Annotated in this window: 21 protein-coding genes, 5 tRNA genes, 1 rRNA gene and 1 riboswitch (1 of these 28 running past the window's edge); of the genes, 22 read left to right on the plus strand and 5 right to left on the minus strand. The window is 59.2% G+C overall.

The window, feature by feature from the left end:
* The first annotated feature begins 81 nt into the window (after positions 1-81).
* The 11 genes from NVV94_RS07205 (at position 82) to astE (ending at position 11,397) form a co-directional block, all read left to right on the plus strand.
* Positions 82-771 (plus strand): ABC transporter permease, encoded by a 690-nt coding sequence (locus NVV94_RS07205; RefSeq protein ID WP_258446531.1) that lies wholly within the window; start codon positions 82-84, stop codon positions 769-771.
* Entirely contained in the window at positions 768-1,466 is a 699-nt protein-coding gene (locus NVV94_RS07210; protein WP_258446532.1) for an ABC transporter permease, read from the plus strand. Before NVV94_RS07205 ends, NVV94_RS07210 begins: the two co-directional genes overlap by 4 nt.
* 93 nt (positions 1,467-1,559) lie before the next feature.
* Complete coding sequence (locus NVV94_RS07215) at positions 1,560-2,324, plus strand: ABC transporter ATP-binding protein (protein WP_258446533.1); 765 nt, start codon at positions 1,560-1,562, stop codon at positions 2,322-2,324.
* A gap of 136 nt (positions 2,325-2,460) precedes the next feature.
* Complete coding sequence (gene argR, locus NVV94_RS07220; protein WP_258446534.1) at positions 2,461-3,441, plus strand: transcriptional regulator ArgR; 981 nt, start codon at positions 2,461-2,463, stop codon at positions 3,439-3,441.
* A 325-nt stretch (positions 3,442-3,766) separates the two neighbouring features.
* Positions 3,767-4,987 (plus strand): aspartate aminotransferase family protein, encoded by a 1,221-nt coding sequence (locus tag NVV94_RS07225; RefSeq protein WP_258446535.1) that lies wholly within the window; start codon positions 3,767-3,769, stop codon positions 4,985-4,987.
* 136 nt (positions 4,988-5,123) lie between these two features.
* Positions 5,124-6,143, plus strand: a complete 1,020-nt coding sequence (gene aruF / locus NVV94_RS07230; protein WP_258446536.1) for an arginine/ornithine succinyltransferase subunit alpha — start codon at positions 5,124-5,126, stop codon at positions 6,141-6,143.
* Between the two features lie 61 nt (positions 6,144-6,204).
* Positions 6,205-7,230 carry an arginine N-succinyltransferase gene (astA, locus tag NVV94_RS07235; RefSeq protein WP_258446537.1) on the plus strand — a complete coding sequence of 342 codons (1,026 nt, stop codon included), beginning with the start codon at positions 6,205-6,207 and terminating at the stop codon, positions 7,228-7,230.
* Entirely contained in the window at positions 7,230-8,693 is a 1,464-nt protein-coding gene (astD, locus tag NVV94_RS07240) for a succinylglutamate-semialdehyde dehydrogenase (protein WP_258446538.1), read from the plus strand. Before astA ends, astD begins: the two co-directional genes overlap by 1 nt.
* Positions 8,694-8,729: 36 nt before the next feature.
* Complete coding sequence (gene astB, locus NVV94_RS07245; RefSeq protein WP_258446539.1) at positions 8,730-10,079, plus strand: N-succinylarginine dihydrolase; 1,350 nt, start codon at positions 8,730-8,732, stop codon at positions 10,077-10,079.
* A gap of 13 nt (positions 10,080-10,092) precedes the next feature.
* Positions 10,093-10,374: a topoisomerase II gene (locus NVV94_RS07250; RefSeq protein ID WP_166359760.1), complete on the plus strand. Its 282-nt coding sequence runs from the start codon at positions 10,093-10,095 to the stop codon at positions 10,372-10,374.
* Positions 10,375-10,386: 12 nt separating this feature from the next.
* Entirely contained in the window at positions 10,387-11,397 is a 1,011-nt protein-coding gene (astE, locus tag NVV94_RS07255; RefSeq protein ID WP_258446540.1) for a succinylglutamate desuccinylase, read from the plus strand.
* Positions 11,398-11,409: 12 nt separating this feature from the next.
* Here astE and NVV94_RS07260 read toward each other — a convergent pair whose 3' ends face one another.
* Complete coding sequence (locus tag NVV94_RS07260) at positions 11,410-12,696, minus strand: M91 family zinc metallopeptidase (RefSeq protein ID WP_258446541.1); 1,287 nt, start codon at positions 12,694-12,696, stop codon at positions 11,410-11,412.
* A gap of 133 nt (positions 12,697-12,829) precedes the next feature.
* Positions 12,830-13,336, minus strand: coding sequence for a 6,7-dimethyl-8-ribityllumazine synthase (locus NVV94_RS07265; RefSeq protein WP_258446542.1), 507 nt, complete (start codon positions 13,334-13,336; stop codon positions 12,830-12,832).
* A gap of 117 nt (positions 13,337-13,453) precedes the next feature.
* Positions 13,454-13,607, minus strand: a riboswitch (FMN riboswitch).
* Between the two features lie 246 nt (positions 13,608-13,853).
* Here NVV94_RS07265 and alaS point away from each other — a divergent pair.
* The 8 genes from alaS (at position 13,854) to mgtE (ending at position 20,698) form a co-directional block, all read left to right on the plus strand.
* The gene (alaS, locus tag NVV94_RS07270; protein WP_258446543.1) at positions 13,854-16,478 is read left to right on the plus strand and encodes an alanine--tRNA ligase; all 2,625 of its coding nucleotides are present in this window, start codon (positions 13,854-13,856) and stop codon (positions 16,476-16,478) included.
* A gap of 98 nt (positions 16,479-16,576) precedes the next feature.
* Positions 16,577-17,812, plus strand: coding sequence for an aspartate kinase (locus NVV94_RS07275; protein WP_258446544.1), 1,236 nt, complete (start codon positions 16,577-16,579; stop codon positions 17,810-17,812).
* 173 nt (positions 17,813-17,985) lie between these two features.
* Positions 17,986-18,174, plus strand: coding sequence for a carbon storage regulator CsrA (gene csrA / locus NVV94_RS07280; protein ID WP_166359754.1), 189 nt, complete (start codon positions 17,986-17,988; stop codon positions 18,172-18,174).
* Between the two features lie 72 nt (positions 18,175-18,246).
* Positions 18,247-18,337, plus strand: a tRNA-Ser gene (locus tag NVV94_RS07285).
* 107 nt (positions 18,338-18,444) lie between these two features.
* Positions 18,445-18,521: transfer RNA gene (locus NVV94_RS07290), tRNA-Arg, on the plus strand.
* Positions 18,522-18,598: 77 nt separating this feature from the next.
* Positions 18,599-18,675, plus strand: a tRNA-Arg gene (locus NVV94_RS07295).
* A 77-nt stretch (positions 18,676-18,752) separates the two neighbouring features.
* Positions 18,753-18,829 (plus strand) — tRNA-Arg (locus tag NVV94_RS07300).
* Positions 18,830-19,255: 426 nt separating this feature from the next.
* A complete protein-coding gene (gene mgtE, locus NVV94_RS07305; protein ID WP_258446545.1) occupies positions 19,256-20,698 on the plus strand; it encodes a magnesium transporter in 1,443 nt (480 codons plus the stop codon).
* A 117-nt stretch (positions 20,699-20,815) separates the two neighbouring features.
* On the opposite strand, the gene NVV94_RS07310 is transcribed toward mgtE, so the two are convergent.
* Positions 20,816-21,142 carry an Arc family DNA-binding protein gene (locus NVV94_RS07310; RefSeq protein ID WP_258446546.1) on the minus strand — a complete coding sequence of 109 codons (327 nt, stop codon included), beginning with the start codon at positions 21,140-21,142 and terminating at the stop codon, positions 20,816-20,818.
* Between the two features lie 378 nt (positions 21,143-21,520).
* Here NVV94_RS07310 and phnN point away from each other — a divergent pair, with 378 nt between their 5' ends.
* Positions 21,521-22,150 carry a phosphonate metabolism protein/1,5-bisphosphokinase (PRPP-forming) PhnN gene (gene phnN, locus NVV94_RS07315; RefSeq protein WP_258446547.1) on the plus strand — a complete coding sequence of 210 codons (630 nt, stop codon included), beginning with the start codon at positions 21,521-21,523 and terminating at the stop codon, positions 22,148-22,150.
* Here the strand turns inward: phnN and NVV94_RS07320 are convergent.
* Both NVV94_RS07320 and NVV94_RS07325 read right to left on the minus strand, forming a co-directional pair.
* Positions 22,091-22,276 (minus strand): PA3371 family protein, encoded by a 186-nt coding sequence (locus NVV94_RS07320; protein WP_258446548.1) that lies wholly within the window; start codon positions 22,274-22,276, stop codon positions 22,091-22,093. The two genes, phnN and NVV94_RS07320, sit on opposite strands and share 60 nt — an antisense overlap.
* Positions 22,277-22,286: 10 nt before the next feature.
* Positions 22,287-22,520 carry a hypothetical protein gene (locus NVV94_RS07325; protein ID WP_258446549.1) on the minus strand — a complete coding sequence of 78 codons (234 nt, stop codon included), beginning with the start codon at positions 22,518-22,520 and terminating at the stop codon, positions 22,287-22,289.
* Between the two features lie 363 nt (positions 22,521-22,883).
* On the opposite strand from NVV94_RS07325, the gene NVV94_RS07330 reads away from it, so the two are divergent.
* A tRNA-Arg gene (locus NVV94_RS07330) sits at positions 22,884-22,960 on the plus strand.
* Between the two features lie 367 nt (positions 22,961-23,327).
* Positions 23,328-23,808 (plus strand): 16S ribosomal RNA (locus NVV94_RS07335); it runs 1,058 nt beyond the window's last position.

Genomic DNA, 23,808 nt, shown 5'->3' on the forward strand with positions numbered 1-23,808 from the left:
CGGTAAGTCCGAAATGGCGCAAGCAACAGGATCGCTGAAGTTTGCGCCATTTTTTCATCCCAACTTTCGAGGACCTGAATCATGTTGAAAGGCTACGGGGCTGTCATCCTCGATGGCGCATGGTTGACGCTGCAGCTCGCCTTGTCATCCATGGCCCTGGCCATTGTTCTGGGTCTGATCGGTGTCGCGCTGCGCTTGTCGCCGGTACGCTGGCTGGCCTGGCTCGGTGATCTCTATGCCACGGTCATCCGTGGGATCCCGGACCTGGTGCTTATCTTGCTGATTTTCTATGGAGGCCAGGACCTGCTCAACCGCGTGGCACCCCTGCTGGGTTACGAGGACTACATCGACCTCAATCCGCTGGCGGCCGGTATCGGTACCCTGGGCTTCATCTTTGGGGCTTACCTGTCGGAAACCTTCCGTGGTGCCTTCATGGCCATCCCCAAGGGGCAGGCCGAAGCGGGTTCGGCGTATGGCATGAGCAACCTGCAGATTTTCTTCCGGGTGTTGGTGCCGCAGATGATTCGCCTGGCGATTCCCGGCTTCACCAATAACTGGCTGGTATTGACCAAGGCCACGGCATTGATCTCGGTCGTCGGTCTGCAAGACATGATGTTCAAGGCCAAGCAGGCGGCGGATGCCACGCGCGAGCCTTTTACCTTTTTCCTGACGGTGGCGGCCATGTACCTGGTGATTACCAGTGTCTCGCTGCTGGCCCTGCGTTACCTCGAGAAGCGCTACTCGGTAGGCGTAAAGGCGGCTGACCTATGATTTTCGACTACAACGTCATCCTCGAAAGCCTGCCGCTGTACCTGAACGGCCTGCTGACCACGCTCAAACTATTGGCGCTGTCCTTGCTGTTCGGTCTGTTGGCAGCCGTGCCGCTGGGCTTGATGCGGGTTTCCAGGCAGCCGCTGGTCAACATGACGGCCTGGTTGTACACCTATGTGATCCGCGGCACGCCAATGCTGGTGCAGTTGTTCCTGATCTACTACGGCCTGGCGCAATTCGAAGCGGTACGCGAGAGCTTCCTCTGGCCATGGCTGTCGAGCGCGACCTTCTGTGCCTGCCTGGCCTTTGCCATCAACACCAGCGCCTACACCGCCGAAATCATCGCTGGCAGCCTGCGGGCCACCCCGCACGGCGAAATCGAGGCTGCCAAGGCCATGGGCATGTCGCGGGTCAAGATGTACCGGCGCATTCTGCTGCCATCGGCCCTGCGCCGGGCGTTGCCGCAGTACAGTAACGAAGTGATCATGATGCTGCAGACCACCAGTCTGGCGTCCATCGTGACCCTGATCGACATCACTGGCGCGGCCCGTACCGTGAACGCCCAGTACTACCTACCGTTCGAGGCCTACATCACCGCGGGCGTGTTCTATCTGTGCCTGACCTTCATTCTGGTCCGGATGTTCAAGCTGGCCGAACGCCGCTGGCTTGGTTACCTGGCGCCGCGCAAGGGCTAATGGACATGCAGCGCCCGGTCAAGCTGGCTGGGCGCCAACCTTTTCGTCGCGGGCGTGTGCTCAACGACTGACTGCTTTGTGAGAATCGACAGCATGTACAAACTTGAAGTCCAAGACCTGCATAAACGCTATGGCAGTCATGAAGTGCTCAAGGGTGTGTCCCTGGCAGCCAAGGCGGGTGATGTCATCAGCATCATTGGCTCCAGCGGCTCGGGCAAGAGTACTTTCCTGCGTTGCATCAATTTGCTCGAGCAGCCCCATGCCGGCAGGATCCTGCTCAACAATGAAGAGCTCAAGCTGGTAGCGAACAAGGACGGCGCCCTCAAGGCCGCCGACCCCAAGCAGCTGCAGCGCATGCGTTCGCGCTTGTCGATGGTGTTCCAGCACTTCAACCTGTGGTCGCACATGACCGCGCTCGAGAACATCATCGAAGCGCCGGTGCATGTCCTGGGCATGTCGAAGAAGGATGCGCTGGAGAAGGCCGAGCATTACCTGAACAAGGTCGGCGTGTCCCATCGCAAGGATGCCTATCCAGGGCACATGTCCGGTGGCGAACAGCAGCGCGTGGCCATTGCCCGGGCGCTGGCCATGGAGCCGGAAGTGATGCTGTTCGACGAGCCGACCTCGGCGCTCGACCCTGAGCTGGTCGGTGACGTGCTCAAGGTCATGCAGTCGCTGGCGCAGGAAGGGCGCACCATGGTCGTGGTTACCCACGAAATGGGTTTCGCCCGTGAGGTCTCCAACCAGTTGGTGTTCCTGCACAAAGGGCTGGTCGAGGAGGCTGGCAACCCTCGCGAAGTGCTGGTCAACCCGCAGTCCGAGCGTTTGCAGCAATTTCTTTCGGGCAGCTTGAAGTAGTCGAAATATTTCAAGACTGCCGCTGCGCACCAAAATAGGTCATGCTACGCGCCCTGCGTAGCCTGACCAGGCTCTTTCCCGTCGGAGTGCAGGCTGCTCCGGCCTTTGACACAATTCAGGTTTCGGACCGCACGTCATGACAACCCAGCGAATCGGTTTTCTCATCTGGCCCAGCACCAAAGCCCTGACTCTGGCGCTGGCGGAAGAGGCGTTGCGGGTCGCGCAAAAAGTGCATCCGGATGTGGTCTACGAGCTGCTGTTCCTCCAGGCCGAGCCGCCACAGGAAGGTGCCTGGCGCTTGCCGGGTGAACCCTGGGGCGGGCGCCTGGAAGGCTGTCAGAAGCTTTTCCTGCTTGCCGACGAGCCCCCCGTGGCGCTCAACTCCACGCTGGGCAGCGCGCTCAAGCAATTGGTGCGCGCCGGGTGTGTGGTCGGCGGTTTGTCTGCCGGTGTCTATCCACTGGCACAACTGGGTTTGCTCGATGGCTATCGGGCGGCTGTGCACTGGCGCTGGCAGGATGACTTCGTCGAGCGGTTCCCCAAGGTTATCGCCACCAGCCATCTGTTCGACTGGGATCGCGATCGCCTGACCGCTTGCGGCGGCATGTCGGTGCTGGATCTGTTGCTGGCCGTACTGGCCCGGGACCATGGCGCCGAGCTTGCCGGCGCGGTGTCCGAGGAGTTGGTGGTCGAGCGCATTCGCGAGGGTGGCGAGCGTCAGCGCATTCCGTTGCAGAACCGTCTGGGTTCGAGCCACCCGAAGCTGACCCAGGCTGTGCTGTTGATGGAAGCGAATATCGAAGAGCCGCTGACCACCGACGAAATTGCCCAGCATGTATGTGTTTCGCGGCGGCAGCTGGAGCGGATTTTCAAGCAGTACCTCAATCGCGTACCAAGCCAGTATTACCTGGAACTGCGCCTGAACAAGGCCCGCCAGATGTTGATGCAAACCAGCAAGTCGATCATTCAGATCGGCTTGTCCTGCGGTTTCTCCTCCGGGCCGCATTTCTCCAGTGCCTACCGCAACTTCTTCGGCGCGACGCCGCGTGAAGACCGGAACCAGCGGCGCAGCAGCAGTCCGTTTGAGTTGTCTTCGGCGCCAGCTGAGCGCGGTTGATTTATCCTGAATGAAGGCCCTTCGGGCCTTATCGCTGGCAAGCCAGCTCCCACAGAGTTCTCCAAGCTACACGGGTAATCTGTCTGGCAAAAATCCCTGTGGGAGCGAGCTTGCCCGCGATCGGCCGCAGAGCGGCCGTCCTCTCTGATTTCCGTTAAACTGCGCCTTTGCGAAGTTATTTGTCGCATTGCCGCAACCCTCGGTAAAACAGGGTTTGGCGCTATAAGAAGTTGTCGCTTGGCGGCAAGGCCAAGCTGAAATCAGTCCTTACAATCCCCTCATCGCTAGCCAGTTCCAGGCAGGCGTTCCTCTTCAGGAGACTCCGATGTCCGTTGAGCAAGCTCAAGTGCAACGCGCCGATTTCGACCAGGTAATGGTCCCCAACTACGCTCCCGCGGGTTTCATTCCCGTGCGCGGTGCGGGCTCCCGAGTCTGGGATCAGGCGGGCCGAGAGCTGATCGATTTTGCCGGCGGTATCGCCGTGAACGTGCTTGGTCATGCCCACCCGGCATTGGTCGGTGCGCTGACCGAACAAGCCAATAAACTGTGGCATGTCTCCAACGTCTTCACCAACGAGCCAGCCCTGCGCCTGGCCAAGAAGCTGGTCGACGCGACCTTCGCCGAGCGCGTGTTCTTCTGCAACTCCGGTGCCGAAGCCAACGAAGCCGCCTTCAAGCTGGCGCGCCGTGTCGCTCACGATCGCTTCGGTCCGGAAAAATACGAGATCATCGCCACGCTCAACAGCTTCCACGGGCGTACCCTGTTCACCGTCAACGTCGGTGGCCAGTCGAAGTACTCCGACGGTTTCGGTCCGAAGATCACCGGCATCACCCACGTGCCTTACAACGATCTGGACGCGCTCAAAGCTGCGATCTCGGACAAGACCTGCGCAGTCGTGATCGAGCCGGTGCAAGGCGAGGGCGGCGTGCTGCCGGCCGAGCTTGCGTACCTGCAGGGCGCCCGCGAGCTGTGCGACCAGCACAACGCACTGCTGGTGTTCGACGAAGTGCAGACCGGCATGGGCCGCAGCGGCGAACTGTTCGCCTACATGCACTACGGTGTCATCCCCGACATCCTGTCCAGCGCCAAGAGCCTGGGCGGCGGCTTCCCGATCGGCGCCATGCTGACCACCGAAGCGCTGGCCAAGCACCTGGTCGTGGGCACCCACGGCACCACCTACGGCGGCAACCCGCTGGCATGCGCCGTCGGCAATGCGGTCATCGATGTTATCAATACCCCCGAGGTGCTGGCTGGCGTCAAGGCCAAGCGCGAGCGCTTCAACACCCGACTGGAAAAGATCGGCCAGCAATACGGACTGTTCACCGAGATCCGCGGTTTGGGCTTGCTGATCGGTTGCGTCCTGAGCGATGCCTGGAAAGGCAAGGCCAAGGACGTCTTCAACGCTGCTGAAAAAGAAGGCCTGATGATTCTTCAAGCCGGTCCCGACGTGGTGCGTTTCGCCCCGAGCCTGGTGATCGACGATGCCGACATCGACGAGGGCCTGGATCGCTTCGAACGCGCAGTGGCGAAACTGACCCAGGCCTGATCCGGCTGCGGCAACCTTCGGCGGCCTGCAGGGCCGCCGGACCTGACTCCCATACCGAGTGCGTGATTGCGCACCCGGTCCCCTGTTCCCTCGTGTCGGCGGATGCCGGCCTGATTTCCTTGAAAGGAGTGACACCATGCTGGTGATGCGCCCCGCGCAAATGGCTGATTTGGGCGAAGTACAGCGTCTGGCTGCAGACAGCCCGATTGGTGTCACCTCCTTGCCCGACGATGCCGGTCGCCTGAGCGACAAGATTGCCGCTTCCGAAGCGTCGTTCGCTGCCGAAGTCAGCTTCAACGGCGAGGAAAGCTATTTCTTCGTGCTCGAAGACAGCGCGACCGGCCGGCTGGTCGGCTGTTCGGCGATCGTGGCCTCGGCCGGCTATTCCGAACCCTTCTACAGCTTTCGCAACGAGACTTTTGTGCATGCTTCGCGCGAGCTGAAGATCCACAACAAGATCCACGTGCTGTCGCAGTGCCACGACCTGACCGGCAACAGCCTGTTGACCAGCTTCTATGTGGTGCCCGAGTTGGTTGGCACCTCCTGGACCGAGCTCAACTCGCGTGGCCGCCTGCTGTTCATGGCCAACCACCCGGAGCGGTTTGCCGACTCGGTGGTGACCGAGATCGTCGGCTATAGCGACGAGAACGGTGATTCGCCGTTCTGGGACGCGATCGGGCGCAACTTCTTCGACCTCAACTATGCAGAGGCCGAGCGCCTGTGTGGCCTGAAGAGCCGCACCTTTCTCGCCGAATTGATGCCGCACTACCCGATCTATGTGCCGCTGCTGCCGGACGCCGCCCAGGAGGCGATGGGCCAGGTGCACCCGCGGGCCCAGGTCACCTTTGACATCCTGATGCGCGAAGGCTTCGAGACCGATCACTACATCGACATCTTCGACGGTGGCCCGACGCTGCATGCGCGGGCGTCGGGGATTCGTTCGATTGCCCAGAGCCGGGTCGTGCCGGTGAAGATCGACGAAACCGTGGTCAAGGGCGGGCGGCCTTATCTGGTTGCCAACGGCCAGCTGCAGGATTACCGCGCCGTGCTGCTCGAACTCGATTGGGTGCCGGGCAAGCCGGTCAACCTGAATCTTGAGACAGCCGAGGCCCTGGGTGTCGGCGAGGGCGCCAGCGTGCGCCTGGTAGCGGTTTGATACCTGGTATTTACCGGTCGAGTTCTGCGGACGCCCTGGGGCGTTCGCCTGAGGAGAAAGCATGATCGTTCGTCCCGTACGCAGCAGCGATTTACCTGCGCTGATTGAGCTGGCGCGCAGCACCGGCACCGGCCTGACCACCTTGCCGGCCAACGAAGAGCGCTTGTCGCACCGTGTCGGCTGGGCCGAGAAGACCTTCCGTGGCGAGGCCGGCCGCGGCGACGCCGATTACCTGTTCGTGCTCGAGGATGACAACGGCCAGGTCGTCGGTATCTCCGCCATCGCCGGTGCCGTGGGGCTGCGTGAACCCTGGTACAACTACCGGGTCGGCTTGACCGTGAGCGCCTCGCAGGAGCTGAACATCTACCGCGAGATCCCGACCCTGTTCCTAGCCAATGACCTGACCGGCAACTCGGAACTCTGCTCGCTGTTCCTGCGCAGTGATGCCCGCACCGGACTCAACGGTCGCCTGCTGTCCAAGGCACGCATGCTGTTCATCGCCGAGTTCCCGGAACTGTTTGGCAACAAGATCATCGCCGAAATGCGCGGCATGTCCGACAGCAATGGCCGCTCGCCGTTCTGGGAAAGCCTGGGGCGGCACTTCTTCAAGATGGAATTCAGCCAGGCCGATTACCTGACCGGCGTCGGCAACAAGGCGTTCATCGCCGAACTGATGCCGAAATTCCCGCTGTACACCTGCTTCCTGTCGCCAGCGGCGCGCGAGGTGATCGGTCGCGTGCACACTGACACGGAGCCGGCCTTGAACATGCTCAAGAGCGAAGGTTTCAGCTACCAGGGGTATGTCGACATTTTCGACGCGGGCCCTGCCGTGGAATGCGAAACCAGCAAGATCCGCGCGGTGCACGACAGCCAGGCGCTGGTGCTGGCCATCGGCACACCGGGGGACGACGCCACGCCGTTCATCATCCACAACCGCAAGCGTGAGGACTGCCGCATTACTGCCGCACCTGCACGTCTGGCGGCCGGTACCCTGGTGGTCGATCCCATGACGGCCAAGCGCCTGCGCCTGAGCGCCGGTGATCAGGTTCGTGCCGTGTCAATGTCCGCTGCCCGGGAGGCCAAGTAATGAGTTCGTTATACATCGCAGGTGCGTGGCAAGAGGGCCAGGGCGAGCCACTCGAATCGCTCAACCCGGTCACTCAGCAGGTGATCTGGAATGGCAAGGGTGCTTCTGCCGCCCAGGTCGATAGCGCCGTCAAGGCCGCTCGCGAGGCATTTCCAGCCTGGGCGACGCGTCCGCTCGAAGAGCGCATTGCCATCCTTGAAGCCTTCGCCGCGAGCCTCAAGGCCAATGCCGACGAACTCGCCCACTGCATCGGCGAGGAGACCGGCAAGCCGCTCTGGGAATCTGCAACCGAAGTGACCAGCATGGTCAACAAGATTGCCATCTCGGTGCAGAGCTACCGCGAACGTACCGGTGAAAAGAGCGGCCCTCTGGCTGATGCCACCGCTGTACTGCGGCACAAGCCGCACGGGGTCGTGGCAGTGTTCGGCCCGTACAATTTTCCTGGCCACCTGCCCAATGGTCACATCGTGCCGGCATTGCTGGCCGGTAACAGCGTGCTGTTCAAACCCAGCGAGCTGACACCGAAAGTCGCTGAGCTGACGGTCAAGTGCTGGATCGAGGCCGGCCTGCCGGCCGGTGTGTTGAACCTGCTGCAAGGCGCGCGGGAAACCGGCATCGCCCTGGCCGGCCATCCGGGGATCGACGGGCTGTTCTTCACCGGCTCCAGCCGTACCGGCAACCTGCTGCATCAACAATTCGCCGGCCGCCCGGACAAGATCCTGGCGCTGGAGATGGGCGGCAACAACCCGCTGGTGGTCGATCAGGTCGCCGACCTCGATGCCGCCGTCTACACCATCATTCAGTCGGCTTTCATCTCGGCCGGCCAGCGTTGCACCTGCGCGCGTCGCCTGTTGGTGCCGCAGGGCGCCTGGGGTGATTCACTGCTGGCGCGTCTGGTCGAAGTGGCCAAGAGCATTGAGGTCGGTGCATTCGACCAGCAGCCGGCGCCGTTCATGGGCTCGGTGGTTTCGCTCGGCGCGGCCAAGGCCCTGCTCGATGCCCAGGCGCAAATGCTTGCCAATGGCGGTGCGGCCCTGCTGGAAATGACCCAGCCACAGCCAAAGGCGGCCTTGCTGACGCCGGGCATCGTCGACGTAACAGCAGTGGCCGAGCGGTCGGACGAGGAGCTGTTCGGGCCATTGCTGCAGGTGATTCGATATGCCGACTTCGATGCGGCCATCGCCGAAGCCAACAACACGCAGTACGGCCTTGCCGCCGGACTGTTGTCCGACTCTGAGGCGCGTTACCAACAATTCTGGCTGCAAAGCCGGGCCGGTATCGTCAACTGGAACAAACAGCTGACAGGCGCAGCCAGCAGTGCGCCGTTCGGTGGCGTCGGCGCCAGCGGCAACCACCGCGCCAGCGCCTATTACGCGGCTGATTATTGTGCTTACCCGGTTGCCTCGCTGGAAACCGCCAGCCTGAGCCTGCCTGCAACCCTGACCCCAGGCGTAAGGCTTTGAGCCTTCCTATAACAACAGGTCCACGGAGCCGTGCCGATGAAATCGTTTGAAGTCAATTTTGATGGCCTCGTAGGGCTGACCCACAACTACGGCGGATTGTCCTTCGGCAACGTTGCCTCGCAGAGCAGCAGCCAGCAGTCGTCCAACCCGCGTGAAGCGGCGCGTCAGGGCCTGGCGAAAATGAAGGCGCTGATGGAGATGGGCTTCCAGCAAGGCGTGCTCGCCCCCCAGGAGCGTCCGGATGTAGCGGGCCTGCGCAGGCTCGGCTTCGCTGGTACCGACGCTCAGGTGATCGAGCAGGCGGCCAGGCAGGCGATGCCGTTGCTGGTTGCCAGTTGCTCTGCGTCGAGCATGTGGGTGGCCAACGCCGCCACCGTCAGTCCGAGTGCCGATACAGCCGACGGGCGGGTGCATTTCACGGCGGCCAACCTCAACTGCAAATACCACCGCAGCATCGAGCACCCGACCACCAGTCGCGTGCTGGGGGCGATGTTTGCCGACCAGAAGCACTTCGCTCACCATGCCGCACTGCCGGCGGTGGCGCAGTTCGGTGACGAAGGCGCAGCCAACCACACGCGTTTCTGTCGCCGATACGGCGAAGCGGGCGTCGAGTTCTTCGTGTACGGTCGCAGTGCGTTCGACAGCCGCTATCCCGCGCCGCAGAAATACCCGGCCCGGCAGACCCTCGAAGCCTCCCAGGCCGTTGCCCGGTTGCATGGCTTGAGCGAAGAGGGCGTGGTCTTCGCCCAGCAGAACCCGGCCGTCATCGATCAGGGCGTATTCCATAACGACGTTATCGCGGTCGGTAATGGTGAGGTGCTGTTCTACCACGAGGATGCCTTTCTCGACACCGAGGCAATGCTCGCCGAACTGCAGGCTAAACTGGCTAAACGCGGTGGCACGTTCAAGGCCATCTGCGTGCCTCGGGCTGAAGTGACGGTCGAAGACGCCGTGCGTTCATACCTGTTCAACAGCCAACTGCTCTCGCGCGCCGACGGCAAGATGCTGCTGATCGTCCCGGAAGAGTGCCGTGGCAACGAGCGGGTCTGGAACTTCCTGCAGCGTTTGACCGCCCAGAACGATGCGGTTGCCGAGGTCAAGGTCTTCGACCTGAAGCAGAGCATGCAGAATGGTGGTGGTCCGGCTTGCCTGCGTTTGCGCGTGGCACTCAATCAAACGGAACTGGCGGCCGTCAATCCAGGGGTTATCATGACGGCGCCGTTGTATGACACGCTGACCCAATGGGTCGACAAGCACTACCGCGACCGTCTGGCCGAGGCTGACCTGGCCGACCCGCAATTGCTGCTTGAGTGCCGCGCGGCATTGGATGAACTGACCCAGATCCTTAAACTGGGTTCGGTGTATCCATTCCAACTCCAACCTTGAAAGAGAATTCGACATGTCCGACGCCCTGCAGCTGATCCTTGAAGACACCGACGGCACTCAGCTGGAAACCTCCTGCACGCGCTTTGCCGTGGTCTGGCAAGGCAAGGAAGTGTGGATCCAGCAGGATGGCCGTGGCCAGCTGCTGATCGGCGTCGACGTCGAAGAAGACGACGCCGAATATGCCAACCTGCTGTTGCGTCCGTTGGCAACCAATCTGGTCAGCCTGCAACTGGAAATGGAGCCGGCCGACGCTGGCGATGATGACCACGTCCACGGTCCTGACTGCAAACACTAAGGATGTAAGCCTATGCTCGCCCTCGGCAAGTTGCTCGAACTGACCCTCGCCGGTCGTGAACCGGCGGAGAAGACTCAGCTGACTGTCGACGGCGTGCGTATGCGCTGGCTCGGCGAAGGGGCGCTGGAAGTGCGCCCGCCAGACGCGCGGGACACCGGCATGGACTTGCTGTTGTCGGCCGGTATCCACGGCAATGAAACGGCGCCCATCGAATTGCTCGATGAGTTGCTGCGCGGCATTGCCCGCGGTGAAATCAAGCCGCGTGTTCGCATCCTGTTCCTGTTCGGCAACCCCGAAGCCATCCGCAAGGGCGAGCGCTACATCGAGCAGGACGTCAACCGACTGTTCAACGGTCGCCATGAGCTGTCCAGTGGTACCGAGGCGCTGCGTGCCTGCGAGCTCGAGCGCCTGGCCACGACCTTCTTCAGCGTGCCCGACCGCACCCGCTTGCACTACGACCTGCACACCGCGATTCGCGGCTCGAAGATCGAGCAATTCGCCCTTTATCCGTTCAAGGAAGGTCGCCGTCATTCGCGTACCGAACTTGCGCGCTTGCATAATGCCGGGATGGATGCGGTCTTGCTGCAAAGCAAGACGTCGATCACCTTTACCGCGTATACCTATGAAAAGCTCGATGCCGAGGCCTTTACCCTGGAATTGGGCAAGGCGCGGCCGTTCGGGCAAAACCAGCAGGTCAATCTCGAACGGCTCGAGGCTGGCTTGAAGCACATCATCGAAGGCACCGAGCCGCCATTGGACAGCACGGCGCTCGATGGTTTGCAGGTGTTCAGCGTGGCCCGGGAAATCATCAAGCACAGTGATGCTTTCCGGTTGTATCTGCCGGCGGATATCGAGAACTTTGCGGAATTGTCCAAGGGCTATCTGCTTGCCGAAGACCTGGCCGATACGCGTTGGACGGTTGAGGAGGAGGGGGCGCGTATTATCTTCCCCAATCCCAAGGTCAAGAATGGCTTGCGCGCGGGGATTCTGATTGTGCCAGCTACGCCTGATAGCCTGACGTAGCCGGAATTTCACTCAGGTGTAACTCAAGCGCAGCGGCAAGCCCAGTTCCTGGCGCAGTGCATTCTCGCTGAATGGCGCCGGGTTGGTGTCGGTCGGCGGTGTCAGCGGGTCGTTGTCAAAATCGAATGGCGGCTCACCCGTCGGCAGGCCGATCACTTGATTTTCGTGGTTTTGAAGCACAGTGCCGTTGACGTGGTTCCAGGCATGGCAGAGTTCGTGGTGCATGATCACTACCGGTGGGAGGTTGGGTCGTTCTGCCAATGGATTGTAAAGGATGACTGCGGCTTTGGTCGGCGTGCCGTGCTTGCCATCGCGGATGTGTGGGTCACCCTCGCTCCGCTCAGGGATAAAATGCACGTTGTCGGTGATGCCTGACTCCTTGATCAGGATTTTTGCGCCGGAGTCGTCCAGAGATTTGAGCAGCGGGTAGGCAGTCGCAGTGGTCCTGAGCAAGCGAAGAATATCTTCCACGTGGGTTTTGAACGTATCGCTGCCTTGAATGCTCAAGGCGCGGGTGCCGACATCGTTACCCTGCAGGACATGCAGCTGGGGCAGATGTTTTACCACAACAGGCGGAGACACGAAGGCGGCCCGCGCAGGGGGCAGTTGATTTGAATCTACATTGTCATCTTCATTGGCGCCAATGACCTGGCTCTTATCGGTGTCTAGGAAGAAAACGTCCTTGCCCGGGCCGGCAATGATCAGGTTCTCCCCGCTCACCGCTTCGACATCGCCATGGCCAGCGCCGATGATCAAGGTGTCATCACCTTCGCCGGCTTGCAGGAAGTTCTGCTCGGCAGCGCTGTAAATGAAGTCGTCACCACTGCCGCCGTGAATGATCGCACGCTGTTGGCCGGTTGCCAGTATTCGGTCGTTGCCAGGGCCTGTGTCTACCCAGGTTGAGCCATGGGTCAAGCGCAACGAATCGTTGCCTGGGCCGCTCAGTACTGTCGAAGGTGTGCTTTCGATGTTGATGGTGTCATCCCCTGGCCCCGTATCGACGATAACCGGGTTGCTCAGGGCTGATTCAATACGCACGGTGTCGTTACCGGCCCCGGTACTGATTGCCAGCACTTCATCGGGAAGCAGGGTGAACTCATAGATGTGCTGGCCCATCTGCATCAGGATGCCTGAAGCGCTGCCGTGGATCTGCAGATGGTCGCCGTTGCCCATCGTGATGATAGACAGGCTGCCGCTCTGGCGGCCTATTTGAAGGCGTGCGTCCCGATAGGGCAGCGGATGATCGGCAGCGCGGGGTTGTTGGGTGCTGGAAACTTTGATAATGCCAGGGTTGATCATGGTGTTTCTCCTCGTTGATCGAATAGTTAGCCAAGGGGCTGACGTTCGAAAGATAAGCGGAGAAAAAACCCCGGGGCGGTAGTTAATTAGTGCCCGGCCGGACGTGCTGGCATCCGGTCGGGGCAGGTGGGCCTCAGACCGCGCGCTTGTGCGGTGTTTCGTTGCGACGCAAGGCACGGACCTTTTGCAGTGTGTCTGCGCAGGTCTTCGCAGCTTCCGCGCCCTTGTGCACGAAGTGCTCGAAGAAGAACTTCTGGTGCTCTTCACCGGCATGGAAGTGATGTGGTGTCAGTACGACCGAGAACACCGGTACTTCGGTTTCCAGCTGGACCTGCATCAAGCCGCTGATCACCGACTGGGCGACGAATTCGTGGCGGTAGATACCGCCATCCACGACCAGGCCTGCAGCGACGATACCGGCATAGCGGCCGGTTCTGGCCAACAGCTTGGCGTGCAATGGAATTTCAAAGGCGCCGCCGACTTCGTAAAAATCGATATCGCTTTGCTGGTAACCCAGCTTGATCATTTCATCGACGAAGCCTTGACGACTCTGATCGACAATATCCTTGTGCCAGCAGGCCTGGATAAAGGCGATGCGCTCGTTCGGGTGGCTTTTGCTGTCGATTGCTGTGGGTTGCATCTACGTTGACTCCTGTTTAATAAAAAAACAGGGCATGTGGATCGAATGGGATTCAAGGGTGCGTAAAACGGCGAAAGCCTTGAGCGACTTGCGGCGGGCACGGCCCTTGGGCGTCAATCCCGTTCTCTCTTCATCCGGACTATGACCGTCGGCCCCGGAATCACACCGGGTCTGCTGACCTTGCAGGGCTTGCCCTTCAAGCGCTCGCGGGCTATGCGCATTGCGCGCAATTACCGCCGGTGGGGAATTGCACCCCGCCCTGAGAACGTTACCGCCATGTGCTGGCGGCGTAGCTTTTTTACCATATATTTTGCGAATGTGAATAGGTCGCTAACGAAATAGCGTCGATTGAATGCCGTTTCATCCGGCCGCACTTGATAAAACTGTGTGCATAACCTCCAAATGGTGGTTTGCAACGTATAAACACACTGTACCGCGGCCTCAGGCCCGATATAATGCGGCCCTTTGCCGTCGTTTCGTCAATTTGACGCAGGCCGTCGTCTCCGTGGAAGAACCTATGAAAAGCGCAGAAATCCGAGAAGCCTTCCTTCGCTTCTTCGAAGAGCAAGGCCACACCCGTGTCGCCTCCAGCTCTTTGATTCCGGGCAATGACCCAACCCTGCTGTTTACCAACGCGGGGATGAACCAGTTCAAGGATTGCTTCCTGGGCCAGGAAAAGCGTTCCTACACCCGTGCCGTCAGCAGCCAGAAGTGCGTGCGCGCCGGTGGCAAGCACAACGACCTGGAAAACGTCGGCTACACCGCGCGTCACCACACCTTCTTCGAAATGCTGGGCAACTTCAGCTTCGGCGACTACTTCAAGCGTGACGCCATCACCTACGCCTGGAACTTCCTGACGTCCGAGAAATGGCTCAACCTGCCCAAGGAAAAACTCTGGGTAACGGTCTACGCCAGCGATGACGAGGCTTACGATATCTGGACCAAGGAAGTCGGTGTTCCGGCCGAGCGCATGGTCCGTATCGGCGATAACAAGGGCGCGCCTTACGCGTCCGACAACTTCTGGACCATGGGCGATACCGGCCCATGCGGCCCTTGCACCGAGATTTTCTACGACCACGGTGCCGACGTCTGGGGTGGCCCGCCCGGCTCGCCGGAAGAAGACGGCGACCGTTACATCGAAATCTGGAACAACGTCTTCATGCAGTTCAACCGCACTGCCGATGGCGTGCTGCATCCACTGCCAGCACCGTCGGTGGATACCGGCATGGGCCTGGAGCGGATCAGCGCAGTGCTGCAGCACGTGCATTCAAACTACGAGATCGACCTGTTCCAGAGCCTGCTGGTCGCGTCGGCCAAGGCCATCGGTTGCACCAACGATGCCCAGGCATCGCTCAAGGTAGTTGCCGACCATATCCGTTCCTGCGGCTTCCTGATTGCCGACGGTGTGCTGCCGTCCAACGAAGGCCGTGGCTACGTGTTGCGCCGGATCATCCGTCGCGCTTGCCGCCACGGTAACAAGCTGGGCGCCAAGGGCAGCTTCTTCTACCAGATCGTCGCGGCCCTGGTTGCCGAGATGAGCGAAGCATTCCCCGAGTTGAAATCGCAGCAGGCGCACATCGAGCGCGTGCTCAAGGCTGAAGAAGAGCAATTTGCCAAGACCCTGGAACAGGGCCTGAAGATCCTCGAGCAAGACCTGGCCGACCTCAAGGGTACCGTCGTGCCGGGTGCGGTGGTGTTCAAGCTGTATGACACCTACGGCTTCCCGATGGACCTGACCGGCGACATCGCCCGTGAGCGCGAGCTGACCCTCGACGAAGCCGGTTTCGAACGCGAGATGCAAGCCCAGCGCGAGCGTGCCCGTTCGGCCAGTGCTTTCGGCCTGGACTACAACAGCCTGGTCAAGGTCGATGAAGCCACGCGCTTCACTGGTTACGTAGCCACTGCTGGCAGTGCCAAGGTCGTTGCTCTCTATAAAGAAGGGCAGGCCGTCGAGCTGCTGAACGAAGGCGAAGAGGGCGTGGTCATTCTCGACCAGACGCCGTTCTACGCCGAGTCCGGTGGTCAGGTCGGCGACTGCGGATATCTGCAGGCCGGCGCTGTCCGTTTCGACGTGCTTGATACCACCAAGACCGGCGGCGCTTTCCTGCATCACGGTGTTGTCGATACCGGTAGCCTGAGTGTCGGAGTTCAAGTACAGACCCAGGTCGACGCAGAGGTCCAGAAGGCGACTTCGCTGAACCACTCGGCCACGCACTTGCTGCATGCCGCACTGCGCCAGGTACTGGGCGATCACGTTCAGCAGAAGGGCTCGCTGGTCGACAGCCAACGCCTGCGTTTCGACTTCAGCCACTTCGAGGCCATCAAGCCTGAGCAAATCAAGGCGCTGGAAGACATCGTCAACGCCGAGGTGCGCAAGAACACCGAAGTGGAAACCGAAGAAACCGACATCGAGACAGCCAAGCGCAAGGGCGCCATGGCGCTGTTCGGCGAAAAATACGGCGACAGCGTTCGCGTGCTGAGCATGGGTGGTGACTTCTCCGTCGAGCTGTGTGGTGGTATCCACGTCAATCGCACCGGTGATATCGGCCTGTTCAAGATCATTAGCGAAGGCGGCATTGCTTCCGGTGTGCGTCGAATCGAAGCCGTCACCGGCGCAGCAGCGCTGGCTTACTTGAACGCCGCTGAAGATCAGCTCAAGGAAGCCGCGCAACTGGTCAAGGGCAGTCGCGACAACCTGATCGACAAACTGTCGGCGGTGCTTGAGCGCAACCGCCTGCTGGAGAAACAGCTCGAGCAACTGCAGGCCAAGGCTGCCAGTGCAGCCGGTGACGATCTGTCGGCTTCGGCGGTTGACGTCAAGGGCGTTAAAGTCCTGGCAGCGCGTCTCGACGGTCTCGACGGCAAGGCGCTGTTGGCGCTGGTCGACCAGTTGAAGAACAAGCTGGGGCAGGGCGTTATCCTGCTCGGCGGCGTTCACGAAGAGAAGGTCGTGCTGGTTGCCGGCGTGACCAAGGATCTGACCGCCAGCCTGAAGGCTGGCGATCTGATGAAACAGGCAGCCGCGGCTGTTGGTGGTAAAGGTGGTGGACGTCCTGATATGGCGCAGGGTGGCGGTGTCGATGCCGGCGCGCTTGATGCAGCGCTGGCCTTGACCGTGCCGTTCGTCGAGCAGGGCATCTGAATCACTCACCAGGGCCCGTTGTCTAGTAGCGGGCCTTGGCGCTTTTGCATGGTTTGATTGTTTAATGGGCGCCCTTCACGGGCTGAGGCGGCTTTGAAATGGCTTTGATCGTACAGAAATTTGGAGGCACCTCCGTCGGCACTGTCGAGCGAATCGAGCAGGTAGCCGACAAGGTTAAGAAATTCCGCGAAGCCGGCGACGACCTGGTGGTTGTGCTGTCAGCCATGAGTGGCGAAACCAATCGCCTGATCGATCTGGCCAGACAGGTCAACGATCAGCCGGTTCCGCGTGAGCTGGACGTGATTGTTTCCACCGGTGAGCAGGTGACTATTGCACTGCTGGCCATGGCGCTGATCAAGCGTGGCGTGCCAGCGGTGTCCTACACCGGCAACCAGGTGCGGATCCTGACGGACAGCGCGCACAACAAGGCTCGGATTCTGCAGATCGATGACCAGAAGATTCGTGCCGACCTCAAGGCCGGTCGCGTTGTGGTCGTAGCCGGTTTCCAGGGTGTCGACGAACACGGCAACATCACCACCTTGGGTCGCGGTGGTTCCGACACCACTGGCGTGGCGCTGGCCGCTGCGCTCAAGGCTGACGAATGCCAGATCTATACCGATGTCGACGGTGTCTATACCACTGACCCGCGCGTCGTCTCGCAAGCACAACGTCTGGACAAGATCACTTTTGAAGAGATGCTGGAAATGGCCAGCCTCGGTTCCAAGGTGCTGCAGATCCGGGCGGTCGAGTTCGCCGGCAAATACAACGTCCCGCTGCGCGTACTGCACAGCTTCCAGGAGGGTCCGGGCACCCTCATTACCATTGATGAAGAGGAATCCATGGAACAGCCGATCATTTCCGGCATCGCTTTTAACCGCGATGAAGCCAAGCTGACCATCCGTGGCGTGCCAGACACCCCCGGCGTGGCCTTCAAGATCCTCGGCCCGATCAGTGCCGCGAACATCGAAGTCGACATGATCGTGCAGAACGTCTCGCACGATAACACCACCGACTTCACCTTCACCGTGCACCGCAATGACTACACGGCCGCTCAAGCGGTCCTGGAAAACACTGCGCGCGAAATCGGTGCCCGTGAAGTCGTTGGCGATACCAAAATCGCCAAGGTGTCCATCGTCGGCGTCGGCATGCGTTCGCACGCCGGTGTTGCCAGCCGCATGTTCGAGGCGCTGGCCAAGGAAAGCATCAATATCCAGATGATCTCGACCTCGGAAATCAAGGTGTCGGTCGTCATCGAGGAGAAGTACCTGGAGCTGGCGGTGCGTGCACTGCACACCGCTTTCGAACTGGACGCACCTTCCCGCCAGGGCGAGTGATGCGTTTGCCTGAGGGCGCGGTCTGACCGCGCCCTTTCGTTTTTTTGGGCAGGGTGTTCTTTTGCGTACCCTGGTCAATACTTAGGCGTAAGCCTGTGGCCACCCTGGCTGTAGGCTGATGCCCTTTTTTTGCAGACTGTTATCCCTGAACTCAATCCGGAAGGAGATAGGTAATGCTGATACTGACTCGTCGGTGCGCAGAAAGCCTGATTATCGGTGATGGAGAAATCACTGTGACCGTGCTCGGCGTCAAAGGCAATCAAGTGCGAATCGGTGTGAATGCCCCCAAAGAAGTGGCCGTACACCGTGAGGAAATCTACCTGCGCATCAAGAAAGAGAAGGACCAGGAACCAAGTAACTAATTTTTATCGATTTTTTTTGAAATTTTAGTTTGCAAACGGGGAAAAGGCTGGTTATTATACGCCCCGTGTTGCGGAGAGGTGGCCGAGTGGCCGAAGGCGCTCCCCTGCTAAGGGAGTACACCTCAAAAGGGTGTCGGGGGTTCGAATCCCCCCTTCTCCGCCATTATTTGTGTAGGGCGTTGTAATCTGGCTTCTTCGGTAAGTTGTTGAAACTAAACGAAAAAGTGGTTGGCAAAGAGATTTAACGATCTATAATGCGCAGCAACAAATGCACTCGTAGCTCAGCTGGATAGAGTACTCGGCTACGAACCGAGCGGTCACAGGTTCGAATCCTGTCGAGTGCACCATTTAAGAAGTTGTTTTTCGCAAGGAAAGTAACTTCGGCTTCAGCCAGTGGTGATCTGGTTTATCAAGTACCAACCCTGCACTCGTAGCTCAGCTGGATAGAGTACTCGGCTACGAACCGAGCGGTCACAGGTTCGAATCCTGTCGAGTGCACCATTTAAGAAGTTGTTTTTCGAAAGGAAAGTAACTTCGGCTTCAACCAGTGGTGATCTGGTTTATCAAGTACCAACCCTGCACTCGTAGCTCAGCTGGATAGAGTACTCGGCTACGAACCGAGCGGTCACAGGTTCGAATCCTGTCGAGTGCACCATACAACAGAAAGCCCGCATTCAATGCGGGCTTTCTGCTTTCTGCTTTCTGCATTTAATTTTTTGTCGCTCGGTCCCGGGCAATGAAGATTCTGTCATCAGCGCCCAACCCTTCTGCTGCTAACCTTGTGCTGTCAGAGATCTGATCGGTCTTTTCTTGCGCGCCTGTGTGTTTTTTCCGCTTCAGGTTTCGTCGCACTGAAGTGTTCGGAAGACGCTAAGCAGTGTGTTGCAAGCGATTGATCCGGCCAAGATTTTCAACGCCCTGACACGCCAAGCGGTGTATCATTGCGCCCGTCAGCCCCGCCGGGGCTTGTGGAATACCTCCATGGACTTACCCAGTAGTTACTCAATAGCTCGTTTTAACAATCAAGAATTGACTGATTGAACCTCCTGGCGTGCTCCGCTGCTGGGAGTGGAGTTCGCCTATGACTGAAATCGAAGTAAAGAAAACTCAAGAAAGCCTGCAGGACCGTCTTGCTCAGGTCGTCGAGCTGCTGCATCGTCAGCGCGTCGTCGAAGACCTGACTCATCGCCAGGAAGGTCATCACCAGGACCTGGTAGAAAACCTGGTCCACCGGCAGAACCTCGTCGAGTTGCAGCGCAAGCTCGATGACCTGCACTCTGCCGACGTTGCCTACATCCTCGAAGCCTTGCCGCTGGACGATCGTCTGACCGTCTGGCAACTGGTCAAGGCCGAACGCGATGGCGACATCCTTCTCGAAGTATCCGACTCGGTCCGGGAAACCCTGATCGCCGACATGGATGATCACGAGATCCTGGCTGCGGCCAAGGAGATGGATGCCGACGAACTCGCCGACCTGGCCCTCGAACTGCCCCGTGACGTCGTCCATGAGCTCATGGAGACCCTCGATGCCCAGCAGCGCGAGCGTGTGCGTTCGGCGCTGAGTTACGACGAGGACCAGGTCGGCGCGTTGATGGACTTCGAGATGGTGACCATCCGCGAAGATGTCAGTCTCGAAGTGGTATTGCGCTACCTGCGCCGGCTCAAGGAATTGCCCGGCCACACCGACAAACTGTTCGTGGTCGACTACGACGGCATCCTCAAGGGCGTGCTGCCCATCAAGCGGTTGTTGGTCAACGACCCGGACAAGCAGGTGGCTGAGGTCATGGCCAATGACCCGGTCAGTTTTCACCCGGAAGAAGACGCCTACGACGCCGCCCTGGCGTTTGAACGCTACGACTTGATCTCTGCCCCGGTAGTGGACAAGGACGATCGCCTGATTGGCCGCCTGACCATCGACGAAATGGTCGACCTGATCCGCGAAGAGAGCGAAAGCGAAGTGCTCAGCATGGCCGGTCTGCGTGAAGAAGAAGATATCTTCGCCTCGGTCTGGCGTTCGTTGCGCAACCGTTGGGCCTGGTTGGCGGTCAACCTGATCACCGCCTTCGTGGCTTCGCGGGTGATCGGCCTGTTCGAGGGTTCCATCGAGAAGCTGGTGGCCCTGGCAGCCTTGATGCCGATCGTGGCCGGTATCGGTGGCAACTCTGGTAACCAGACCATCACCATGATCGTTCGGGCCATGGCGCTCGACCAGGTCAGCCCTGGCAATACCGCTCGGTTGATGCGCAAGGAGCTGGCTGTCGGGCTGATCAATGGCCTGCTCTGGGGTGGGGTGATCGGGGTCGTCGCTTATCTGCTGTATGACAGCTGGTCATTGGGCGTGGTGATGACCGGGGCGATGACGCTCAATCTGTTGCTGGCCGCCCTGATGGGGGTACTGATCCCGATGACGCTGGTGCGCCTGGGGCGCGACCCGGCCATGGGCTCGAGCGTCATGATTACGGCGGTGACCGACAGTGGTGGCTTCTTTATCTTCCTGGGGCTGGCTACGATCTTTCTGTTGTAGGCCCACTAGTTCGGATGCCGGCTGTTGTGGGCCGGTGTCCGAAAGAAGCAAAACGTATATATTGCAGATATGAAAAAGCCAGCGCTAAGCTGGCTTTTTAGTTGAAAGTGTGACGAGTCAGGAAGCGTCGGCAGACATTTCGGCATCGTGTGCGATCAAAGAGACCAACGCATTTTGTTGGCGGTGGGAGAGTTGGCGGAAACGCTGAAGCAGTTCGCGTTCATGCAAGGAAAGCTCGGGGCTGTCCAGGCGCATGCTCAACTCTTCGCCCAGTGCGCCTTCCTGAATCAAGCTTTGCTCCAGGCGCGCGATGATCTCGGAGTTCATGCTGCGATGATGATTACGAGCGACCTCGGCAATGCGCTCACGCATACCGTCGGGAAGACGTACGACGAATTTGTCAGCGGTGCGGCTGGAATAAATAGCCTGTTTCATTGGGCGCATATAATTGACCGGTTTAGTTCAGGGGAAGCGGTTCTCGAAATTGGCCGCAAGATGTGGTTACGACCACCGTTACGGAAAATTGTTCAACCTGAATTGTGAAAGAGGCGCTTATGATGCCTCAATGCCGCCGGTCCCTTGGCGCCAATTCTGTGACAAATATTGAACTGAATAAAGGCGATTTGCCAGCACCAATTATCAGAAATGTGTACTGGTTTGAAAAGTTTTCATATCGCCACTCATCCGAAGCTGTCGCCGGGTTGATCCGAGAGGTGCCCTGGCTCGTATGAATGCTGTCAAATGCACGAAAACGCGCGAGCTACCCTCTGTTCAGCATAGTGTCTGACGGTCGCGCTGCAAGCACTGAGGAGCCATTGGCAAATGACAGGTAGACTCATCTATTTGACGGGCCCTTCGGGTTCCGGCAAGGACAGCCTGATAGAGGCCGCACGCGCGCCCCTGCAACAGCGCAATGTCGCTATCGTGCGGCGGGTGATCACCCGTTCGGCCGAAGCCGTGGGTGAGGATGCCCTTGGCGTTTCCCCTCAGCAGTTCGAACAGATGCGTCAAAAGGGTGACTTTGCCATGCACTGGAAAGCCAATGGGCTGGACTATGGTATCCCTGCGCAAATCGATGACTGGCTGGCCGAGGGTCGTCACGTACTGGTCAATGGCTCGCGCGCCTACCTGGCGCAAGCGATGGCGCGTTATCCACGGCTGCTGCCGATTCTGCTGACGGTCGATAATTCGGTGTTGCGCCATCGTTTGTTGGGGCGTGGCAGGGAGAGCATCGAAGATATCGAGCGTCGGCTGGCGCGCAACCAACGCTTTGGCCAAGAGGGTGGTGCTGTGGATGAGGCAGGCATGCAGATCCGGTCGCTCGATAACTCCGGTTCCTTGAGCGACGCGGTCATGGGGCTGATGAGTCTGCTGGATGCAGAGGGGGTGAACTCAGTGCAGCAAAGGGTCGAACTTGATCCGGCGGCCCTTGACCAGCGCCAGGACAAATAGCACGGCAAACATTGCACAGGCTGTACCCAGAACGTCGCTGGCGGTACCGGTTTCCAGTGGCAGGGCGATGGCCACGAGCAAGCTGGTCAGGGCCAGTAAAAGAAACAGCAGAGCTGATTTCGACATGCAGTTCCCCTCAGAAGGTAAAGCGCTCGGTTTGCTCGGCCAGCAGCGGTTGAGCGTAGCTTGGCTGGTTCGTCATTATAGGACGCTGGGCCGATGTAGCATTCATGACGGCCAGTTGCGGTTTCATGACAATCTGCATGTGAGGATAGATCACGGCGATGTCTTCGTCGTTGGCTGACTGCAACTGAAAGGTGACAAGGGCCACCACGGCAAGGGCGTTGAGAAGGCAAAGAGCGCTGTTCATTTGGTGTTCTCCGCAGGGTGAGGGCAACCAAACCTTTTCTGTATAGCTCAGTACAGCAGGCATCGTGCCAAGCCGGAACTTCCAGAAAACGCCTACAGATCAAGCAGATGACAGGGGTGCGAAAGACCGGAGCCTTGCATTCTGCAATGATGGCTATCTGATGGATTGCAAAATGCACGACCATTTTTCGATATGATCCAGGGCTAGCGCGATCCTCGGGACCGGCTGTGGTCCAGGGCGGGGGAGGCCTGTGCCGATACGGGCTACAGTTAAAAAGCCCATAGACGACATGACAAATGCTGGCTTGCTGGTTAACATGCTCGCCGTCCATCGCCGCGCGAAGCCCTTTGCGCAGCTCTCAGTGTCTCAGTAGCTCAATTGGATAGAGCATCCCCCTCCTAAGGGGAAGGTTGGCAGTTCGAACCTGCCCTGGGACACCATATCTTGTTGGCTTTTCCATCTTCAGCACCCGCCAGTCTCAAAAAATAGTCACTACTTCTTATTGCCTCGGCAGTTGGGCGCGCCGGAAAGTTAAGCATTTGAAGTCTAAAGAGAAAATTTTAAATTTCTTGAAATAACTGCTTGACGGGCTCGGTGGTATCTGTAGAATGCGCATCTCGGTTGAGACGAAAGAATCAACCAGCCGCTCTTTAACAACTGAATCAAGCAATTCGTGTGGGTGCTTGTGAGCTCAGACTGATAGTCAGAAAGATTATCAGCATCACAAGTGGCTACATGAGCAATCATATAGTTCATTTTGAGATTGCTGAGCCAAGTTTAGGGTTTTCTCAAAACCCAAGCAGTATTGAACTGAAGAGTTTGATCATGGCTCAGATTGAACGCTGGCGGCAGGCCTAACACATGCAAGTCGAGCGGCAGCACGGGTACTTGTACCTGGTGGCGAGCGGCGGACGGGTGAGTAATGCCTAGGAATCTGCCTGATAGTGGGGGATAACGTTCGGAAACGGACGCTAATACCGCATACGTCCTACGGGAGAAAGTGGGGGATCTTCGGACCTCACGCTATCAGATGAGCCTAGGTCGGATTAGCTAGTTGGTGGGGTAAAGGCTCACCAAGGCGACGATCCGTAACTGGTCTGAGAGGATGATCAGTCACACTGGAACTGAGACACGGTCCAGACTCCTACGGGAGGCAGCAGTGGGGAATATTGGACAATGGGCGAAAGCCTGATCCAGCCATGCCGCGTGTGTGAAGAAGGTCTTCGGATTGTAAAGCACTTTAAGTTGGGAGGAAGGGCATTAACCTAATACGTTGATGTTTTGACGT

Origin of the sequence: Pseudomonas sp. LS1212 (assembly GCF_024741815.1) — a bacterium.
Taxonomy (GTDB): Bacteria; Pseudomonadota; Gammaproteobacteria; order Pseudomonadales; family Pseudomonadaceae; genus Aquipseudomonas.

Excerpts from the sequence above, each read along its gene's own strand:
- NVV94_RS07225 (WP_258446535.1), top strand. The coding sequence starts at position 3,767 with ATGTCCGTTGAGCAAGCTCAAGTGCAACGCGCCGATTTCGACCAGGTA.
- astE (WP_258446540.1), top strand. The coding sequence starts at position 10,387 with ATGCTCGCCCTCGGCAAGTTGCTCGAACTGACCCTCGCCGGTCGTGAA.
- NVV94_RS07210 (WP_258446532.1), top strand. The coding sequence starts at position 768 with ATGATTTTCGACTACAACGTCATCCTCGAAAGCCTGCCGCTGTACCTG.
- NVV94_RS07265 (WP_258446542.1), bottom strand. The coding sequence starts at position 13,336 with ATGCAACCCACAGCAATCGACAGCAAAAGCCACCCGAACGAGCGCATC.
- NVV94_RS07275 (WP_258446544.1), top strand. The coding sequence starts at position 16,577 with ATGGCTTTGATCGTACAGAAATTTGGAGGCACCTCCGTCGGCACTGTC.
- astA (WP_258446537.1), top strand. The coding sequence starts at position 6,205 with ATGATCGTTCGTCCCGTACGCAGCAGCGATTTACCTGCGCTGATTGAG.
- csrA (WP_166359754.1), top strand. The coding sequence starts at position 17,986 with ATGCTGATACTGACTCGTCGGTGCGCAGAAAGCCTGATTATCGGTGAT.
- argR (WP_258446534.1), top strand. The coding sequence starts at position 2,461 with ATGACAACCCAGCGAATCGGTTTTCTCATCTGGCCCAGCACCAAAGCC.
- alaS (WP_258446543.1), top strand. The coding sequence starts at position 13,854 with ATGAAAAGCGCAGAAATCCGAGAAGCCTTCCTTCGCTTCTTCGAAGAG.
- NVV94_RS07260 (WP_258446541.1), bottom strand. The coding sequence starts at position 12,696 with ATGATCAACCCTGGCATTATCAAAGTTTCCAGCACCCAACAACCCCGC.
- mgtE (WP_258446545.1), top strand. The coding sequence starts at position 19,256 with ATGACTGAAATCGAAGTAAAGAAAACTCAAGAAAGCCTGCAGGACCGT.
- NVV94_RS07250 (WP_166359760.1), top strand. The coding sequence starts at position 10,093 with ATGTCCGACGCCCTGCAGCTGATCCTTGAAGACACCGACGGCACTCAG.
- NVV94_RS07205 (WP_258446531.1), top strand. The coding sequence starts at position 82 with ATGTTGAAAGGCTACGGGGCTGTCATCCTCGATGGCGCATGGTTGACG.
- astB (WP_258446539.1), top strand. The coding sequence starts at position 8,730 with ATGAAATCGTTTGAAGTCAATTTTGATGGCCTCGTAGGGCTGACCCAC.
- NVV94_RS07325 (WP_258446549.1), bottom strand. The coding sequence starts at position 22,520 with ATGAACAGCGCTCTTTGCCTTCTCAACGCCCTTGCCGTGGTGGCCCTT.
- NVV94_RS07215 (WP_258446533.1), top strand. The coding sequence starts at position 1,560 with ATGTACAAACTTGAAGTCCAAGACCTGCATAAACGCTATGGCAGTCAT.
- NVV94_RS07310 (WP_258446546.1), bottom strand. The coding sequence starts at position 21,142 with ATGCGCCCAATGAAACAGGCTATTTATTCCAGCCGCACCGCTGACAAA.
- astD (WP_258446538.1), top strand. The coding sequence starts at position 7,230 with ATGAGTTCGTTATACATCGCAGGTGCGTGGCAAGAGGGCCAGGGCGAG.
- aruF (WP_258446536.1), top strand. The coding sequence starts at position 5,124 with ATGCTGGTGATGCGCCCCGCGCAAATGGCTGATTTGGGCGAAGTACAG.
- NVV94_RS07320 (WP_258446548.1), bottom strand. The coding sequence starts at position 22,276 with ATGTCGAAATCAGCTCTGCTGTTTCTTTTACTGGCCCTGACCAGCTTG.
- phnN (WP_258446547.1), top strand. The coding sequence starts at position 21,521 with ATGACAGGTAGACTCATCTATTTGACGGGCCCTTCGGGTTCCGGCAAG.